At 62.1% G+C, this 16929-nt stretch carries 14 protein-coding genes and 2 riboswitches; of the genes, 4 read left to right on the top strand and 10 right to left on the bottom strand.

The annotated features are described in order from the left end of the window. Positions 1 to 63 precede the first annotated feature (63 nt). Complete coding sequence (locus tag ERD78_RS00870) at positions 64 to 456, bottom strand: YbaN family protein (RefSeq protein ID WP_129967290.1); 393 nt, start codon at positions 454 to 456, stop codon at positions 64 to 66. Between the two features lie 47 nt (positions 457 to 503). On the opposite strand from ERD78_RS00870, the gene ERD78_RS00865 reads away from it, so the two are divergent. Then, positions 504 to 1199 (top strand): Crp/Fnr family transcriptional regulator, encoded by a 696-nt coding sequence (locus ERD78_RS00865; protein ID WP_129967289.1) that lies wholly within the window; start codon positions 504 to 506, stop codon positions 1197 to 1199. Here the strand turns inward: ERD78_RS00865 and ERD78_RS00860 are convergent, their stop codons facing one another. Then, on the bottom strand, positions 1200 to 2180 hold the full coding sequence (locus ERD78_RS00860) for a Bug family tripartite tricarboxylate transporter substrate binding protein (protein WP_129967288.1): 981 nt from the start codon (positions 2178 to 2180) through the stop codon (positions 1200 to 1202). It lies immediately after the preceding gene. 27 nt (positions 2181 to 2207) lie between these two features. Further along, the gene (locus ERD78_RS00855) at positions 2208 to 3635 is read right to left on the bottom strand and encodes a CoA transferase (protein WP_167668802.1); all 1428 of its coding nucleotides are present in this window, start codon (positions 3633 to 3635) and stop codon (positions 2208 to 2210) included. A gap of 118 nt (positions 3636 to 3753) precedes the next feature. On the opposite strand from ERD78_RS00855, the gene ERD78_RS00850 reads away from it, so the two are divergent. After that, positions 3754 to 4650 carry a LysR family transcriptional regulator gene (locus ERD78_RS00850; protein WP_129967286.1) on the top strand — a complete coding sequence of 299 codons (897 nt, stop codon included), beginning with the start codon at positions 3754 to 3756 and terminating at the stop codon, positions 4648 to 4650. An 85-nt stretch (positions 4651 to 4735) separates the two neighbouring features. Here the strand turns inward: ERD78_RS00850 and ERD78_RS19960 are convergent, their stop codons facing one another. From ERD78_RS19960 to ERD78_RS00830, 4 genes are all read right to left on the bottom strand, one after another. Continuing rightward, entirely contained in the window at positions 4736 to 7192 is a 2457-nt protein-coding gene (locus ERD78_RS19960; protein ID WP_167668801.1) for an ATP-dependent DNA helicase, read from the bottom strand. Between the two features lie 73 nt (positions 7193 to 7265). Then, positions 7266 to 8954 carry a VRR-NUC domain-containing protein gene (locus tag ERD78_RS00840; protein ID WP_129967284.1) on the bottom strand — a complete coding sequence of 563 codons (1689 nt, stop codon included), beginning with the start codon at positions 8952 to 8954 and terminating at the stop codon, positions 7266 to 7268. Between the two features lie 287 nt (positions 8955 to 9241). After that, positions 9242 to 10492, bottom strand: coding sequence for a polyamine aminopropyltransferase (gene speE / locus ERD78_RS00835; RefSeq protein WP_129967283.1), 1251 nt, complete (start codon positions 10490 to 10492; stop codon positions 9242 to 9244). A 199-nt stretch (positions 10493 to 10691) separates the two neighbouring features. Continuing rightward, positions 10692 to 12131 carry a sodium:solute symporter family protein gene (locus ERD78_RS00830; RefSeq protein WP_245152287.1) on the bottom strand — a complete coding sequence of 480 codons (1440 nt, stop codon included), beginning with the start codon at positions 12129 to 12131 and terminating at the stop codon, positions 10692 to 10694. 98 nt (positions 12132 to 12229) lie between these two features. Next, a riboswitch (TPP riboswitch) is annotated at positions 12230 to 12335 on the bottom strand. Between the two features lie 74 nt (positions 12336 to 12409). Beyond that, positions 12410 to 12514, top strand: a riboswitch (TPP riboswitch). A gap of 52 nt (positions 12515 to 12566) precedes the next feature. On the opposite strand from ERD78_RS00830, the gene ERD78_RS00825 reads away from it, so the two are divergent. Continuing rightward, positions 12567 to 13346: a 3-oxoacyl-ACP reductase gene (locus ERD78_RS00825; protein ID WP_129967282.1), complete on the top strand. Its 780-nt coding sequence runs from the start codon at positions 12567 to 12569 to the stop codon at positions 13344 to 13346. 9 nt (positions 13347 to 13355) lie between these two features. Continuing rightward, entirely contained in the window at positions 13356 to 14642 is a 1287-nt protein-coding gene (locus ERD78_RS00820; protein WP_129967281.1) for an LLM class flavin-dependent oxidoreductase, read from the top strand. A gap of 49 nt (positions 14643 to 14691) precedes the next feature. On the opposite strand, the gene ERD78_RS00815 is transcribed toward ERD78_RS00820, so the two are convergent. Genes ERD78_RS00815 through ERD78_RS00805 form a run of 3 tightly spaced genes read right to left on the bottom strand, consistent with a single transcriptional unit; the run spans position 14692 to position 16924 of the window. After that, the gene (locus ERD78_RS00815; protein WP_129967280.1) at positions 14692 to 15642 is read right to left on the bottom strand and encodes a ribokinase; all 951 of its coding nucleotides are present in this window, start codon (positions 15640 to 15642) and stop codon (positions 14692 to 14694) included. Next, positions 15639 to 16091: an RpiB/LacA/LacB family sugar-phosphate isomerase gene (locus ERD78_RS00810; protein ID WP_129967279.1), complete on the bottom strand. Its 453-nt coding sequence runs from the start codon at positions 16089 to 16091 to the stop codon at positions 15639 to 15641. The genes ERD78_RS00815 and ERD78_RS00810 overlap by 4 nt, the downstream gene beginning before the upstream one ends. Before the next feature lie 29 nt (positions 16092 to 16120). Then, positions 16121 to 16924, bottom strand: coding sequence for a transporter substrate-binding domain-containing protein (locus tag ERD78_RS00805; RefSeq protein WP_129967278.1), 804 nt, complete (start codon positions 16922 to 16924; stop codon positions 16121 to 16123). Between the last annotated feature and the right edge of the window lie 5 nt (positions 16925 to 16929).

Genomic DNA, 16929 nt, shown 5'->3' with positions numbered 1-16929 from the left:
CATGATAGCGGGCTGTGCGATGTTGGCATATGCGGCGCAACCCGATTCATGTCGGCGAAGGCGTCAGTGGTGGCCCAGTCGCTGCGTGCTTCCTTCGGGTTCGGCGGTTTTCATGCGCAGCAGATAGATTGTGACGCCTATGCCGGGTATCAGCAGGAGCGGGCGCACCCAAGGTATCGGCATGATCCATGCCGATACGGCAAGGGACGCCCACATCGTCGACAGCGCAACAGCCTTTTTGCGCCGGGAGAGCCCCTTGTCCGTGTATATTGCATGCAGATAGGGGCCGAGATGGCGGTGATTCATCAGCCACGCGTGCATGCGGCGCGAGCCGCGCACATAACAGGCCGACGCCAGCAACAGGAAAGGCGTGGTCGGAAGCAGAGGCAGGAAAATACCTATGATGCCGAGCACAAGTGCGATCGTTCCGATGATGTTCAGCAGCAGTTTGGGCACGTATCGTTTTCCGGCCGGCGGGATATCTTGACAGGTAATTTTGTACCATGAAGACAGGCGCAGCGCAGGCTCGCAAGACGCGAATACAGGATTTTCTCAGTCAACTGCCGTTGTTCAGGGAGTTGGGCAGCGCGGAGCTGGGCCGGCTCGCGGCAGGCACCACGGGTATCAAGGTTGCGCGCGGTGAAACGGTATTCAGCCGGGGAGAGCCGTGCGTGGGGATGCACGCAGTGGTCTATGGTCAGGTTCGCCTTCTGCTGGTGTCGCCTGCGGGAACGGAAAAAGTCGTGCGCATCGTCGGCCCAGGAGCCAGCTTCGGGGAGGCCGTCATGTTCTTGGGCAAGCCGTATGTGGTGTCATGCCAGGCCCTGGCCGACACCTTTCTGCTTCATGTCGGCAAGAATGCCATCATGGAGGAAATCCGGGCGCGCCCGGAGTTCGCCTGCAAGATGCTGGCTAGCCTGAGCCAAAGGCTTCATGGGTTGATGGCCGATGTCGAAGCCTATTCGCTGCGTTCGGGCACCGAACGGGTGGCCGCCTATCTCTTGCGCGAAAGCGGGAACGGGCGCCTCAACGCCTGCACGCTGCCGGCCAGCAAGACCGTGATCGCATCCCGGCTGAACCTGACGCCGGAACATTTTTCCCGCATACTGCATGACCTTGGCGATCGCGGCCTGATCGTGGTTCGTGGCCGCGAGATCGACATAGTCGATCCCGCGGGTCTCGCATGCGCGCCGGGCTGATCAACCCCCCGCCTTCAGGCCCAGTCTATTTATGGTGCCGGACCAGCGGTCATATTCCGTATTGATATAGGCCTGGCATTCTTGTGGTGTCTTGTCCATGACTTCGGCACCCTGGAACCGCAGGCTTTTGAGGACGTCCGGGTTCTTCATGGCGGCCTTCAGCGCCTGGTCCAGTTTCTGCAGAATGTCTGGGTCCGTACCCTTGGGCGCGAGCAGTACCTGCCATGTGCCGGCGTCGTAGCCTTCCAGCCCGGGTACCGATTCGCTCAGCGTGGGTACGTCGGGCAGCGCGTTGGAGCGTTTGGCCGATGTCACAGCCAGTGCCTTGACCCTGCCGTCCTTGATGAAGGGCATGGCACTGTTGAAGGAGCCAGAATACATGAAGCTGGTGGTGCCGGCGGCCAGGTCTGTCAGCGCCGGGCCGTTGCCCTTGTAGGGTACGTGCTGGAAGTCCAGGCCGAGCTTTGCAGCGATATCCATGCCCACCAGGTGGTCGATGGCGCCATTGCCTGAGGAACCCATGAAGTACTTGCCGGGACTTGCTTTCACATCCTTGTAGAAGGACGCGGCATCCTGCGCATTCAGCTTCTGGGCAGTCAGCAGGATGAGCGGCACGGCAACGGAGCAGCCAGCCGCGTCGAAGGCCGTCTTGGGATTGAGGTCGTCACGCCCGAACAGCGCGGGTGCGGTCGTGATCGACGAGGTACCGTAAAGCAGGGTATAGCCGTCGGGCTTGGCGCGCAGCAGGTCCTGCTCGCCCAGCGTGCCGCCGGCGCCGGGGCGGTTCTCGATCACGATCGGCACACCCAGTTCCTGGGAAACTTGCTTGAACAGCACGCGACCGATCGAATCGGTGGGGCCTCCAGGAGAAAACCCGATGATCAGCGTGATGAGCTTGTCGGGGTAGCCGGCCGCGTGGGCGCCTTGGGCGGCAATGGCTGTGGCGGCGCATGCCGCGGCAATCAGTGCTTCTTTCAACATGCTTGTCTCCTTGATGAGATCGGATTGTTATGGTTTCAACCACTGCGGGAAATGCGCACCGTTGGGTGCGGGAGGAAGGCGCCACGAGGCGGGCGTGTGAGAGAACTGGGCAACGGGAGGCAGCTGCTCGAGCGGCCCATAGGCGGAATCCCGCGTCTCCAGCATGGGAGCAAGGTTGTCGGCGAAATGGCGCCGTGGCTGTCCGGGTGTATAGCCCGGCTCAAGGCCCAGGCTTTGCACCCACATCGACGTGCGGGCCAGTGAGATGCGCACGTGGTAGCTGCCTCCTTCGGCGGCGCGGCGTATCAGTGCCATCATCACGCCCGCGGCGCCCAGATAGCCCGTCAGATAGTCATTCAGCAGATAGGTCGGCACCACGCTGGGTTTGCCGTTACCTCCCTCGTTCACTGCCACGCCGCTGACCGCTTGGCCCAATTGCTCGAAGCCGCCTCGCGCACCCCAAGGCCCGTCATCGCCAAAGGCGGTGACAGTAACGTAGATGACACCAGGACGTATTGCTGCAGCGTCTTCGGCGCCCAGCCCGCGGGCTTTCAGGCTCCCTGGCCGCCACGACTGCACGACAACGTCCGCGCCGCTGATCAATTCGCGCGCACGGGCCAGATCGACAGGCCTGTCGAAGTCGAGAAAAGCCGATCGCTTGCCGATATTGGTGTCCACCGTCTGGCGGAAAGGATCCTGGATGGTGGGGGAGGTGACTCTCAGCACGTCCGCCCCATGTTCGGCCAGTGACCGCGCAACAATGGGACCTGCAATAACATGGCCCAGATCGAGCACACGAATACCATCGAGCGGCCGTGTGCATGCGCGGGGCGCCTCGGCTTCGCTATCGCCGATTTTTTCCACCTCGATGACGGGCTTGCCCGCCAGCAGCCTGCCTTGAGGGTGATCGAGCCATTCCTGCGCGGACCGTGCATAGATGCCCGGCAGCTTGCGTTCGGCAAAAGCTTCCTCCAGCGCATGCGCCTCCCACTTGCCTATCGCATTTGCCAGGGCTTCGGCGGTGTTGGCACATTGAAGCAGGTCGAGCACGCCATCGCGCAAGTGCGGATACGAGCCTATGGGAAAGAACCAGCGCGCATCCTGTGTCCGGTAGAAATCCGCTTTCAGTTCCGTGAGCAGCGACAGGGCGGGCAATACATAGCCGCTCTGTTTCTGGAAATGGCCCGGATTGAGGGAACAGGCAGCCTGCATCCAGTCCAGCGCCACGGACTGGTGCTGGCCATGCGCCATGTGCCACCACTGTTCCACGCCGAGCGCGTACGCACCAATTGCGCTTGCTGCCGACACGGTCAATTTGTGGGCGGAATCAAAAGCGGGCACATGCCCGTGGAAATGCAGGCGCTGGCTGCTTTGTGCGTTGGCCCAATGTTGGCCGTCCAGCAGAGCATCGACGGCCTGACGGGTTTCATCGGCCAGGGTATGCGTGGCACTCATTAAATACTCCGATTGCGGCAAGAAACGAATAGATTTCATCTGGAGAAAAAAGTGTAGGCATGCTCGTAATATCTGTCCAACATATAATTTGTTGGTCTGTAAGATAAGAAATGTCTTTATGTTGAATGCCAGATTGCTACGTCAATTCATCGCCGTCGCCGAGGAGCTTCACTACGGTCGCGCCGCACAGCGGGTGGGCATGGCGCAGTCGCCGTTGAGCCAGGCCATTCAAAAGCTCGAAGCTTTTGTGGGTACGGCGCTTTTCGTGCGCAACAAACGTTCGGTGTCGTTGACGCCGGCGGGCAAGGTTTTTCTCGAGGAGGCCTATCAATGGCTGCGCTATGAGCAATTGGCCCTGGAACGCACCCAGTACGCAAGCAGCGGCGCCACGGGCCAGCTCTCGCTCGGCTATATCGGCAGTGCGGGCTATGGCTTCATGCCTGATCTCATCCGGCACTTTCGCGCGCGCTATCCGCAGGTGCGGCTGCGGGTCGTGGAGATGACCACCAAAGACCAGGTCGAGCAATTGAAGGGACGGGCGCTGGATCTGGGTATGTTGCGTACGCCGTTGCCGGACGAAACCGGGCTGTTTGACACCTTGCTGTACAAACATGACCGACTCATGGCGGCAGTGCCCGTCAATCACCGCTTGGCGGCCCAGCCGGCCATTGCCTTGCGGCAGTTGGCCAGGGAATCCTTTGTGGCGTTCTCCCGTGAAAAGGTACCAACCGCCCACGCGCAGCTGATATCGGTATGCGCATCCGCCGGATTCTCGCCGGATATTGAGCAGGAGTGCGCCCAGGTGGGCGGGGTCATCTGCCTGGTTGCCGCCGGCCTGTCGGTTGCGCTGATCCCCAGCAACCTGGCCTCGCTCATGCATCCCAAGGTGAAGTATCTGCCACTGGCCGATGACTATCCGTATCTGAGTCAGGAAGTCTCCCTGGCCTGGCGCAGGGACGACGACAATCCGGCACTGGCCAGCTTCTTGGGGATTGCGCGCGGCCTGGCCGACTAGTTGCGCCTCGTGCAACAGGTTGCGACCTTCGGCGCTGGCTTCGGGGATGATAGGCGTCGCCGTATGCCCGTAACGGGGCGGTGTGCTAGGGCCGCACCGACCACCAGCGCGGCAGCAGGGCACGCACACGGGGCTGGGCATAGCGGTCATCGATCAAATGTACAACCCCGCTGTCAGTGTCGCTCCGTATGACCCGGCCGGCCGCCTGCACCACTTTTCTCAGGCCGGGATACAGATAGGCATAGTCATGTCCGCGCTCGGGACCAAAAAATCTCTCCATGCATTGCCTCAGCTGCTCATTGCTGTCGTTGTATTGCGGCAGACCCAGCGTCGACACGAAGGCGCCAATCAGGCGCGTGCCGGGCAGGTCTATCCCCTCAGCAAAGGCTCCGCCCAGCACCGCGAAGCCGATGCCGCAGCCCCCGGCGGTGAACCGCTGCAGGAATCGGTCTCTGGCGGCTTCATCCATATTGCGCGCCTGCATCCAGACGGGAATATCGGGGTAGCGCAATGCAAACGCATCCGCCACCTGCTCCAGATAGTCGAAGCTGCTGAAATAGCTGAGATAGTTGCCCGGCTTCGTGCAATACTGCTTCGCCATGAGCCGGATGATCGGGGTGATGGATTGCCGTCGATCGCGATAGCGCGTGGAGATGCCGCGCGCGATACGCACGTGCAGCTGGCTGGCATCAAATGGCGATGCCACGTCGACCCAGGCCGTATCGTCGGGTAATCCCAGCGTGTCGCGGTAGAAGTCCCACGGTGTCAATGTGGCGGAAAACAGCACTGTACTGTGGCTGATCCGAAAGGCGGGTTCCAGAAAAGGCGCTGGCACCAGATTGCGCAAGCTGAACAGCGTGCCTGCATCGTTCAGCCGATTCTCCCCCGCCAGCGTCACGTCCAATACGGAGTGAGGGCCAAAGCAGGCTGCCAGCCTTAGGAAATGCAGAATATCGAAATGCAGACGCAGGAGATCCGCGTCGGAATAAGGTGTGCCGGGATGAGCAAGCCCCTGCGTATGCTGTACCTTGCGCTTATCATGAGGCTGGCGCGAGCTGGTTTCGGGATGATGTTCGGTACGCGAAGTCGCTGTGTCGAACAGCGCCAGCGCAGCCTGGCCCGGTCCCTGCAACCGGTCTGCGCCTGTTTCAACATGGTCGGTCAGTGCGGCGCTGAGTACCTGCAATGCGCCGGACAGGCGTTCCGGTAATGCCGTATAAGACTGATAGGTAGTCGTCTGGTCGCGGTACAGATGCTGGCAGGCCTTGAGCGCAGCGCGGGCCGCCTTGCGGACGTTGCCCGGCCCGTGCCGCTGTGCCGCGAGCAGGGCCGATGGCCGCAACGCTCCGCTGTACATCTTGCGTGCGCGTTCCGGAAGATTATGGGCTTCATCCACCAGGACCGCCACGCGCCATTGCCGGTTGTCGGTCAGGCTGCGCAAGAGCGCATTCATATCGAAATAATGGTTGTAGTCGCCGACAATAATATCGGCCCATTGCGTGAGGTCATGGCTGAGCCAGTAGGGGCACAGGCCATGGCTCAGGGCCACCGCGCGGACGGCAGCCTTGTCCATGCGGCCGGCCGCCACAGCTTCGCTGCGCGCGGCGGGGAGACGGTCATAGAAGCCGCGCGCCAGGGGGCACGATGCGCCATGGCATGCTTTGTCGGGGTGTTCACATGTCTTTTCGCGAGCCGTCAACTCCAGCACGCGCGGCGCGGGTTTTGACCCTGCCGCATCATCGGCAGTATCAATGCCGGCGGCGATCAGCGCGAGCCCGTCCAGCGCCAGTTGGCGCCCCGGTGTTTTTGCGGTAAGGAAAAATACCTTGTCCAGTTCCGCGCGCGGCATGCTCTTGAGCACCGGAAACAGGGTGCCCAGTGTCTTGCCTATGCCAGTGGGCGCCTGAGCAAGCAGGCAGCGCGATTGCAGCGCGGCCTTGTATGCCGCTTCCGCAAGTTGGCGCTGGCCGGCCCGCATGGCGGGAAAAGGAAAGCGCAATGCATCGAGGCAGCGGTTCCTGCATAGCCTGTGCTCGGTCTCCTGCAAGGCCCAGGAGGCGAAACGCGCGCACAGCGCATGGAAATGCGTGGCCAGCTCAGACGCCTCGTGCTGTACTTCGAGAACAGTTTCCTTCTCTTGATCGATGTCGTAGTACACCAGCGCGACGCGTAAGCGAGCAAGTCCGCGCGCCTTGCACAACATGTGCCCATAGACCCGCGCCTGGGCCCAATGCAGGCTGCGATGATTGTGCGGCAGCATCTCGGGGGGCCGGCGACAGGTCTTGATTTCCTCGATCTGCTGGCGGTGCGCGTCGTATCCGTCAGCCCGGCCGCGCACATGCAATGTATGCCGACCGCCCGCCAGCTCGATGGTGTCCTCCAGCGAGATCTCCTTCTCGTAGCCCTTCGGCCGGCGCGAGCGCACAGCGGCATGGCCAGCGATGCCTTCCAGCGCGGTGGGCACGGGTGCAAACTGCAGGTCCAGGTCGCCTTCCCTTGCGGTGAACTCGCATAGTGCTCGCACTGACACCGTGTAGTTCATGACACACTCCCGGCGCGGCATCCATATGCGAAGGCCTGCGGGGCAGGACACGCGTTAATGCTGGCAAGCCGCATCATGACGAAACCGCGCGATTCACGTGGCAGACACGCGTATCAATGCCGTGCTGCACACAGTACCCGAGCCAGCGGATCTGATTGTCCTGCAGCCGGTCGCCTGGGCCCTTGACCTCGATCAGGCGGTAGCGCTGCTGGGCGGGCCAGAATTGAATGAGATCGGGCAGGCCCGCGCGATTGTCGCGAATGTCGTCCAGTAGCCGATGGAAAATTGCGCCGAGATGCGCGGCGGGGATGCAGTGCAGGGCGAGTTCCAGCAACTCCCGTGGGACGGCGCCCCAATATACGAAAGGTGACTGCAGGCCATGTTTGGATTCGAAGCGCTGCATGATGGTGTTGCGGTAGCTGTCTGTGTCCAGTTGAGCCAGGCATGTGTTGAACAGGGCGCCGCGACGCTGGCGGAAGCCGCTGCGCAGCAGATCGGCAGGCCCCTGCTGATAGGGGTGAAAAAAAGCGCCTGGCACGCTGGCAAAGACGGCGTCCCAGCACAACAGCCCGAATAAGGTATTGAAGAGCGTGTTCTCGACATAGAAGGCGGGTGCCTGGGTCGTATGCAGGTGCAGGCGCACTTCTTCTTCGATGCGCATGGGTTGGGCCGGCGCTGGGAGGGAAAGATCATCGCGCTGCGTGGGCATGCCATTCTTGCGACGATCGGGTGTGTGTCCGCAATGCCTTTGCAGGCGGGGCAGCATCCGCAGCACCGCCTGCTGCTCGGCTTCGCTTGCCGGGGTGTCCAGAATTGCGCGCGCCAGGGTAAGCGCCTGCTCGGCCTGCTGCAGCCGTTCCAGCATGCGCACGCGGCGCGCGCGGGCGCCGCGGTCGGTACTGAGCGTATAGCAGTGCAATGCCTGCTGCCACTGATGCATGCGCTCGAAGCGGCCGCCGGCATGATACAGCAGCCTGGCTCGGCGGTTTTCCAGCCATTCGCTATCATAGGGCGCGATGGGCACGTCGGATATCGCCGCTGCGCATGTATCGGCATCTTCGGCACTATCGAGCCGCTCGCGGCAGCGGTGCAGGTGCAGATAGGCGTCGATGTCGTGCCGCGATTGAAAGGCGCGCGCGCTCGCGTGGAAATCGACGGTCTCGTAGCTGTACAGCCCAAGGTCGGCCAGCACAAATTCGCTCCAGTCCTGGCGCAGGTTTCCGAAAAACATCAGGCGCAACCGCTCGCAAAGCGGAACAACTTGCACCTCGTAAAGCGTTTCATCGAGCCCGAGCTGATTCGTGTCGCTGCATGCGAGCCATTGCGCCAGTGTGCGAGTTCCGGGCCACAGTGCCAGCAGTGCGTCGCATTGCACGGCCTTGCTGGCTGACTGCAGGCCCAATTGCGTCAGGCTCCGGCGGAATATGGCCGACAGCTCGTGGCGCGTGAGTAGCCTGAAGAGGGTCGGAAGGTCGATGACGGGTTGATGGCAAACCCATTGCTGCGCGAGCAAGGGTGCCATGGCGAGCGTGATATCGCCGATTTCGGGATAGCGCAGCCGGCTGGCGCGAAACAGGGGGCCTTTGCGCATGATCATGCGGGCCGCCAGTGCGCGCGAAGCCCGAGGTAATGCGGGAAACTGTCTGATGAAATGCCGCTCTTCATCCAGGAGCAGGTCGTCGCAGCGCCGGGCAACCCAGTGCAGCACGAACTCGAAATTCTTGAGGTAATACCACTGATCGGGCAGGCGTTGGGCTGGCATGAGAAAAAGCGATAGCTGGTTTTTTATACAGTTTAACAGCGCCAGCCGGCATGGGCGTGCGCACAGGAATTCTTGTCATGATCCTGTTACCAGTCGGGGGCTTTATTAAGGAGATGTAGCGCATGGCACGCGAAGACGGGGCGTGCGTTACGTATGGATATCTTTCGCCTTGACCTCGCAAGGTGGCGCGTCTAGGGTACGGGTTCGAGTATCGGCCAGTGCTGCCTGACCTACGGGTCAGGTTGTTGGGCTCGCAAGCCATCGTTGCTTGCGAGCCTTTTTTTATTTCACCGTCGCACCTTGGGCATCAGCTTGCGATAGTAATTGGGCAGCGCGAAAAGCGCTCCGTGCACATCCGCGTTGTAGTACTGCAGACCGGTGATGCCGCGATCGTCCAGACGCTGTTCGATGCGTGCAGGGCTGATCGCTGTGGGATCAAGATCGTTCGAGGCCAGCGCCAATGCCCAGTAGGTGCCGTACAGGGGAATATGCACGCCGTAGCCATGCACCTGGGGAAACACGGCTGACAGCGCTTGCGCCAGTTCACGCACTTGCGCAGGCTCGTGGAATGGCGTGCCCAGGTGCAGGACCAAGGCGCCGCCCGGCGCAAGCACACGCTGGCACTGCGCAAAGAATTCGCGTGTGTAAAGCGGGCCGGCGGGCGTTTCCGGGTCGGTGAGATCCAGCAGTATCAGATCCTGGCTTGCTTGCTGCGCGGCAGCCAGATACTGCGCGCCGTCCTGGACCTTGACGCAAACGCGGGGGTCGTCGAATGCTCCATGGTGTATGTTCTGCAGATAGGTGCGCGCCGCGTCGATGACTTCGCCGTCCAGTTCGACCAGCGTGATGTGTTCTATGCTGGGATGCTTGAGCAGCTCGTCAAGCGCACCGCCATCGCCGCCGCCCACGACCAAGGCCCGGCGAGGCGCATCGTGCGCCATAGCGGCCGGATGCACAAGTGCTTCGTGATAGAAGAACTCGTCGGCCTCCGATGTCATGAAATGGTCGTCCAGGCGCAGTGTGCGGCCCAGCTCTGCAGACTCCAGCACCTCAAGACGCTGATAAGCGGTTTGGCGGGCATGTAGCCGCCGGTTGAACCTGAAGCCGTAGACGCTGGTCTGATTCAAGGGTTCGAGTGTTAGTTCGCCGGAGGAGCCTGGCCCGTTTTCGTCGCCGCGCAGCAGCCGTTCGCGCTGGATGGTACCCGGCATGAAGGCCGCGACCAGGGCTTCAAGCAGCTGCTCAGCCTTGGCGGAATTGTCCTCCATGAAATTGCATACATAGACATCCAGGGTGATGCCGCCGCGCTCGGGCCAAGTATGCAGGGCAAGATGAGACTCCGCCAACAGCAGCATGCCGGTGACGCCGCCCGGCTCTCCCTGGAAATCCGGAAAGGTATGCCATTTTTCCGCAACGAGCGTCAACCCGGCATCCAGAGTATGCTGGCGGCAAAGATCCGCCAGCGTGTTTGCATTGATGAGCAGTGCGCTGTCGCAGGCGCACAAGTAAAGATCTGCGGTGAGGTGCAGGCCCTGCATGGTGTCGACGCTCCTTGGAGTAAGACTTCAGCGCCAAGGCTAGGCACATGAAAAGCCCGTTAGATGGACGCGCCGCCGCGTCCAACACGGATAAAAACGTATAAGTATATCGTCATCCGAAATGAAACAGCGCTTTTGCAGGACAATTGATGGTGCGCGCCGCCTGGGCCGGCAGCCTCGGCGGCGCCATGTGCGATGGTCAGTCGTCCAGGCTGCGCACAGCCCGCGTGAACACGGCGAAGTCGAACAGCGTCTGAGCACGCCGCAGGGGTAGAAGCAGCGCGGTGACCAACGCCGGCACGCAGGCTGCCAGCAGGAAGGATTCGAGCAGGTAAGTGGGCTTTGCACCGGGGGCGGGGAAGAAGGCCAGGCCCGCGATCAAGCCGCATACTGTCGCGATGGTGGCGATGGCGCCGTTGTGCCTGCGGTTGAACAGCCCGAAGAAAACGGGGAAGGCTGCGGCGGAGCATAGAAGGTCGGCAAGCAGAAAAAGATAAAGCACGCTGTAGCCCTGCGAGGAAACGATCATCACCGGGATCGCCAGCAGGAAGATCAGCCAGCGCGACATGACCAGAAGTGTGCCGCGCTGCAGGCTTGGCGCCAGGCGGCGCGCATCCACCGCAATGATGCTGGATACGGCGCTGATGGCCGTGTCGGCCGTACTCATTACGAGGGCCAAGCCCAGTGGAATGAGCGCAATGGCAAACCAGGTGGGTACATGCGGCATCAGCACGCTGAACAGCGCCACCGACGCGTCGTCGTGATGGCCCAGGCCGACAAATGCGAGCCCGAACAGCCCCATCAGGAATATCACCGGGGACACCAGCAGGCCGCCCAGCAGGAAGCCGCGCCGCATGCTGCGCGTGGTGCCGGCCGCATAAACGCGCTGCCAGTTGCCCTGATGAAAGAGGCCGGTAAGCAGAATGGCAACGAAAAATGTGATGCCCGCCTTGACACCCACGGGATTGGTCAGGTTGAGCAGTTCCGGCGCGTGTTCCTTGAGCCCCGCAACGACTGGGGCAATACCGCCTGTTGCCTGCCAGCCGAAGTACAGCAGCACCAGCAGCAGCGGCACGATAACCAGCATTTGCACTTTGTCCGTGAAGATGGATGCCCGCAGGCCGCCATAGGAGGTATACAGGAGCGTGGATCCCAGCACCACTGCCGCCGTCACCCAGAGGGGAACTGGCGCCAGCATGGCGACAAGCTTGGCGATGGCAGTGATTTCCGCGGTCAGCGAGATGAACATGTAGAACATCATGATGATGAGCGTCAGCGCATACATGGGCTTGCCGAAGCGCAGGATGACGAACTCGGTCAGAGTATGGCCGTGCGGGATGATCTCGCGCATGCGCCGCCCAAGGGGAATCATGACCAACCTTGGTGACATCGAGCCCAGCGCATAGCCGATAACCGCGGCCAGTCCGCCCCAGGTCGCGGCTTGCGGTGGTGAAAAGAGCACCCAGGCGCCGAGCGATGAAGCCAGCAGCGTGAGCATGGTTGCCACGGCGCCCTGGCTGTTGCGGGCAATGACATAGTCTTCGAGGCTGTCGCGGTCATGGCGCGCATACCACATGCCCAGCAGGGCAAATATGCCTGAGAAGGCGATAAGCCAAAGTATGGTGGAACTCGCTTGCACAGGGACTGCTCCTGTTTCCTTCGGTTGGTCTGCGGAAAGGCGTGCGCGCCGGCCTGCGGGCGCGGCGCGCCATGACGAAGAAGGAAAATGGAGTGCTGTTGCGGTATGCCGTCCTTCCCTTCGCCGGCATGACCCGGATCAGGTTCAAAGGGTTACCGCCATATGGCGGAGTCTCAGCCCACAAGGGCTCCCCCAGGAACACAGGCGCAAGCTTAAGGGTGGGCGGAGCACTTGTCAATCGCCGCGCTTTTCCGCCGCGTCCCAGTGTGCTATCGTGACGGCACGACACGGGGTGCCCGCCTGCCTGCTGGGCCGGGGCTGAGATCACACCCGTCGAACCTGCTCCAGTTAACACTGGCGAAGGGATGTCTGCCAGAAGGCCATCGGCGCAAAGCCGCGCGGGCATGCCACGCCACAGCTACAAGGCATGTCATCATGATTGCTACTTCCCATTTCCCCATCAACGAACAAATCGTGCTGGTCACAGGTGGTGCGCGCGGCCTGGGCCTGCACATCGCACATGCATTCCTGCGCGAGGGCGCGCGCGTGGCTGTCAATTACCTCAACAGTGCGCAGGCTGCCGAGGCCCTGGCGGCCGAGGCGGAAGGGCGCGTTTGCGCCGTGCAGGGCGATGTGCGCAGCGCTGAGGCGGTGTCCGCAATGCTTCAGGCTGCGCGCGGCCATTTTGGCGCGCCGGTCACCACCGTGGTCAATAATGCGCTCCCGTCTTTCTCCTTCAATGGCGACGCGCGTGCCCATGCCGATGCCATAGGGTGGAAGGACATGGCGCAGCAGCTTGAAGGTGTGGTGGGCGGCGCCTTGAATACCGTGCAGGCAGCATTGCCGGGAATGCGCGAGGCGGGGTTCGGCCGCGTCATCAATATCGGCACCAATCTCTTCCAGAATCCAGTGGTGCCTTACCACGACTACACCGCAGCCAAGGCGGCCCTGCTGTCGTTGACGCGCACGCTTTCGCAGGATCTTGGGCCCGACAACATCACGGTCAACATGGTGTCTGGTGGTTTGCTGCGCACCACGGATGCCTCCGCCGCGACGCCCGAGGCGGTGTTCGATTTCATCGCCGCCAGCACACCCTTGCGGCGGGTGACAACGCCGGCCGAGTTCGCCGACGCCGTGCTCTTCTTCGCCTCGCCGTGGTCGCGTTCCGTAACCGGACAGAATCTCGTGGTCGATGGCGGCCTGGTCAAGAATTGAGGCGCAAGCATGTTGCATCTGAATCTGTTCATCTTTGGTTGCGGCCATCATCGTGCGGCGTGGCGGCATCCGCGCTCTAGCGCCGAACGCCTGGGCGACATCGCCTATTACGAGGCGCTCGCACGCACGGCGGAGCGCGGCAAGCTGGACGCGGTTTTTTTTGCCGACGGCCAGTCCGCCGAAAACCTGTCGGATGGTCCTCGCTGGTTTCTCGAGCCGCTGACAGCCATGTCCGCCATGAGCCGCGCGACCGAGCGCATCGGGCTGATCAGCACCGTGTCCAGCACGTTCTACACGCCTTTTCACGCGGCGCGCATGATGGCGTCCCTGGATCATATCTCGGGCGGGCGCATGGGCTGGAATGTGGTCACGTCCATGTTTGACAGCGAAGCCCGCAACCACGGCTATGAGGTCATGCCAGATCATGCGTGGCGCTATGCGCGCGCGGAGGAATTCGTGGATGCGGTCCTGGCTCTGTGGGATTCATGGCGGGACGACGCGCTGCTCCATGATCGTGCCGGCAGTTTCGTACGACCCGGTTCAGTCGCGCCGATTCATCATCAAGGTCGGCATTTTCTGGTGGATGGACCGCTGACTGTTCCCCGGCCACCGCAGGGACATCCGGTTATGTTTCAGGCTGGCGCCTCGGAGCAGGGGAGAGACCTGGCGGCACGGCGCGCGGAGGCCATCTATGCAGTGGCCTACGACCTGCCGTCGGCCCAGGCCTACTATCGCGACATCAAGCGGCGCGTGCGCGAAGCAGGCCGAAGCGATCCCGTTCCCATCATGCCCGGGCTGGTTGTCTATGTTGCCGCCACCGAGGCGCAGGCCCGCGCGAAGCAGCGCGAACTGGACGAGCTTCTGCCCGCGCCGGATGCCTTGCGGCAACTGAGCATGTACATCGACCAGGATTGCACCGGTTGGGCGCTGGATGCGCCGGTACCGGCGCTGCCGCCGCTGGAGGCCTTCAAGGGCCCCAAAGGCCGCTACGCAACAGTGCTGCGCATCGTGGACACAGAGCAGCCCACGTTGCGCCAGTTGCTCGGGCGCCTTGCCGCCGGCGGAGGGCACTGCACCATGGTCGGCACGCCCGTGCAGATCGCCGATGAAATGGAGCGCTGGTTTCGCAACGAGGGAGCCGATGGCTTCAATCTTATGCCGCCCTCGCTGCCCGATGGCATCGAGGATTTCGTGGAGCAGGTTGTACCCGAGCTGCAGCGCAGAGGGTTGTTCCGCAAGGAGTACACGGCATCCACGCTGCGTGGTCATCTGGGCCTTGCGCGGCCCGCGCACTGACATGCGGCCTTGCGCGGCGCCTGTTCGTCGAGACACGCCGGTCGGGTTTTTATTGGGGGGGCTGCGCCATGGCGGCCAGTGCCGTCTCGATTTCCGCGCGCGTCGGCATGGATGCCGCTGCCCCGCGGCGCGTGACCGATATACCCGCCAGGGCGGTGGCGAATAGCATGGCCTGCCTCGGGGAGCGTCCTTGCGCAAGCGCCGTTGCAAAGCCGGCTGTGTAGCCATCACCCGCGCCGGTCGTATCGACGCAGGCGCCGGCCTTGTGGGCGGCCACCGTGAATGAAGTCTCGCTATTGCAGAAGAGTGAGCCTCGATCTCCCAGCGTCATGACCACGCTACCGACGCCTTTGGACAGAAGTGCTCGCGCGGCTGCCTCGGCCTGCGTGGGTGTTTCGGCAGGCAAGCCGGTCAAGCGCGATGCTTCGCTTTCATTGGGCAGGATATAGTCGCACAATGGAAACAGCGCCTCCGGCAAGGGGCAGGCAGGGGCAGGGTTGAGTACGGTGATGACGCCGTGGCGGCGTGCAAGCTCCAGCCCGCGCAATGCCGCTTCCACCGGTTGCTCCAGCTGAATTACAAACACTTTTGCGGCGGCGATCTCGGCTTCGACCATTTCAAGATCGCACGCGCCCATGGTTCTGCAAGCGCCGGGATAGACCACGATGGCATTGTCTCCGGACTCTTCGACAAAAATGCCTGCAGCGCCGGTGGCTTGTCCGGGTATGACGCGCGCCAGGCTGCGCACGCCTTCGTTGCGCCAGAGCGCGCGGGCATCCTCTCCGAATGCGTCATCGCCGATCAATGTGAAGAAGCACACGTCGGCGCCGGCGCGCGCAGCCGCAACGGCCTGGTTGGAGCCTTTTCCGCCGTGGCTGCGCATAAAGCCCGAGGCCTGAATGGTTTCGCCCAGGGAGGGCAAACGTTGCGCGGCAAAGACGAGATCGGCTGCGTAGATGCCGGCTACGAACAGCCTGGACGAAGACCGTGCGGCGGTCATGAGACGGCCGATCCATCCATCTGGCGCAGTTTCTCCACGCGGCGCAGGAAATCGGCGTCGGTTGAGAAGTGCGCATTGAGATATGCCGTGACCAGGTCATTGGCCAGCCAGGGGCCCACGATCTGAGCGCCAATGCAGATGACGTTGACGTCGTCGTGCTCTATGCACTGATGCGCCGAATGCACATCGTGGCATACCGCTGCGCGTATGCCGCTGACCTTGTTGGCAGCGATGCATGCGCCAACGCCGGTTCCGCACACCATGATTCCCCGGTCGGCATCGCCCGACGTGATGGCGCCTGTCAGGGTTCGGGCAATGTCGGGAAAATCGACGGGACTCTCGTTGTGGCATCCGACGTCCACGACCTCGTGGCCGAGTGCGCGAACGCACTGGACTATGGATGCCTTCATCGGCCAACCCGCATGGTCGGAGCCAATAACTATACGCATGATCGCTTCCTGATTGATGATGAAGAATTTTACTTGCTGCCGCGCATGTCTTCGGGCAGTTCGTTGCCGTAGAACTTCTTGTGTATGGCGTTGAGTCGGCCATTCTTTATATTTGCATCCACCCAGGCATTGACCTTGTCGAGCAGGCGCTTTTCCCCTTTCTTGACGCCGATGGCCAGGTCGAAATTCTGCAGCACGAACAGCGGCTTGAAGTTGTTCTTGCCTATCTTCTTGTCGATCTGCGCTACCAGCGACTGCGAGGTGGCCACCATTTTTGCCTGCCCGGTGACTGCCGCTGTGACCAGGGTGGCATCGTCATCGTATCGGGCTACCTTGAAGCCATACTTGGAAGCCTTGCGCGTCAGGTCCGTATCCTGGGTCGTACCGCGAGTTACCGACACAGTATGGTCCTTCAGGGTTTCCAGGCTGCTCACGTCCAGGCCGGGGCCGCCCGCCACGATGGATTGCAGCACGGCATAGCGGTGCGAGAAATCGATGACCTTGGCCCGTTCCGGCGTCACCGACAATGTGGATACGACAATATCGGCCTTGTCGTTCTGAAGATTGGGGATACGGGTTGCACCGGTGGTTTGCACCAGCTCGTACTTCAGTCCCCAGTCCTTGGCCAGGGCCTGCCCCACTTCCACATCCGCGCCTGTGGGCTTCATGTCCGGGGTGAGCATGCCGGCCGGCGGAATACCCAGATCGGTTGCGATGCGGATCGTGCCGCTCTGCTCTATGTTATCCAGAACATCGGCGTGGGCGGCCGTCAGCCCCGCGAGGGCCAGTCCGGCGCTGAGAAAAAGACTGCTGATCAGTTCGCGTTTTTTCATGGTGT

The sequence above is a fragment of the Allopusillimonas soli genome, assembly GCF_004153445.1.
Taxonomy (GTDB): Bacteria; Pseudomonadota; Gammaproteobacteria; order Burkholderiales; family Burkholderiaceae_B; genus Allopusillimonas; species Allopusillimonas soli.
Note: the sequence above shows the minus strand (reverse complement) of the source record. Positions and strands in the feature narration are given on the sequence as shown.

Excerpts from the sequence above, each read along its gene's own strand:
- ERD78_RS00860 (WP_129967288.1), bottom strand. The coding sequence starts at position 2,180 with ATGTTGAAAGAAGCACTGATTGCCGCGGCATGCGCCGCCACAGCCATT.
- ERD78_RS00850 (WP_129967286.1), top strand. The coding sequence starts at position 3,754 with ATGTTGAATGCCAGATTGCTACGTCAATTCATCGCCGTCGCCGAGGAG.
- speE (WP_129967283.1), bottom strand. The coding sequence starts at position 10,492 with ATGCAGGGCCTGCACCTCACCGCAGATCTTTACTTGTGCGCCTGCGAC.
- ERD78_RS00815 (WP_129967280.1), bottom strand. The coding sequence starts at position 15,642 with ATGACCGCCGCACGGTCTTCGTCCAGGCTGTTCGTAGCCGGCATCTAC.
- ERD78_RS00805 (WP_129967278.1), bottom strand. The coding sequence starts at position 16,924 with ATGAAAAAACGCGAACTGATCAGCAGTCTTTTTCTCAGCGCCGGACTG.
- ERD78_RS00840 (WP_129967284.1), bottom strand. The coding sequence starts at position 8,954 with ATGCCAGCCCAACGCCTGCCCGATCAGTGGTATTACCTCAAGAATTTC.
- ERD78_RS00825 (WP_129967282.1), top strand. The coding sequence starts at position 12,567 with ATGATTGCTACTTCCCATTTCCCCATCAACGAACAAATCGTGCTGGTC.
- ERD78_RS00810 (WP_129967279.1), bottom strand. The coding sequence starts at position 16,091 with ATGCGTATAGTTATTGGCTCCGACCATGCGGGTTGGCCGATGAAGGCA.
- ERD78_RS00855 (WP_167668802.1), bottom strand. The coding sequence starts at position 3,635 with ATGAGTGCCACGCATACCCTGGCCGATGAAACCCGTCAGGCCGTCGAT.
- ERD78_RS00865 (WP_129967289.1), top strand. The coding sequence starts at position 504 with ATGAAGACAGGCGCAGCGCAGGCTCGCAAGACGCGAATACAGGATTTT.
- ERD78_RS19960 (WP_167668801.1), bottom strand. The coding sequence starts at position 7,192 with ATGAACTACACGGTGTCAGTGCGAGCACTATGCGAGTTCACCGCAAGG.
- ERD78_RS00820 (WP_129967281.1), top strand. The coding sequence starts at position 13,356 with ATGTTGCATCTGAATCTGTTCATCTTTGGTTGCGGCCATCATCGTGCG.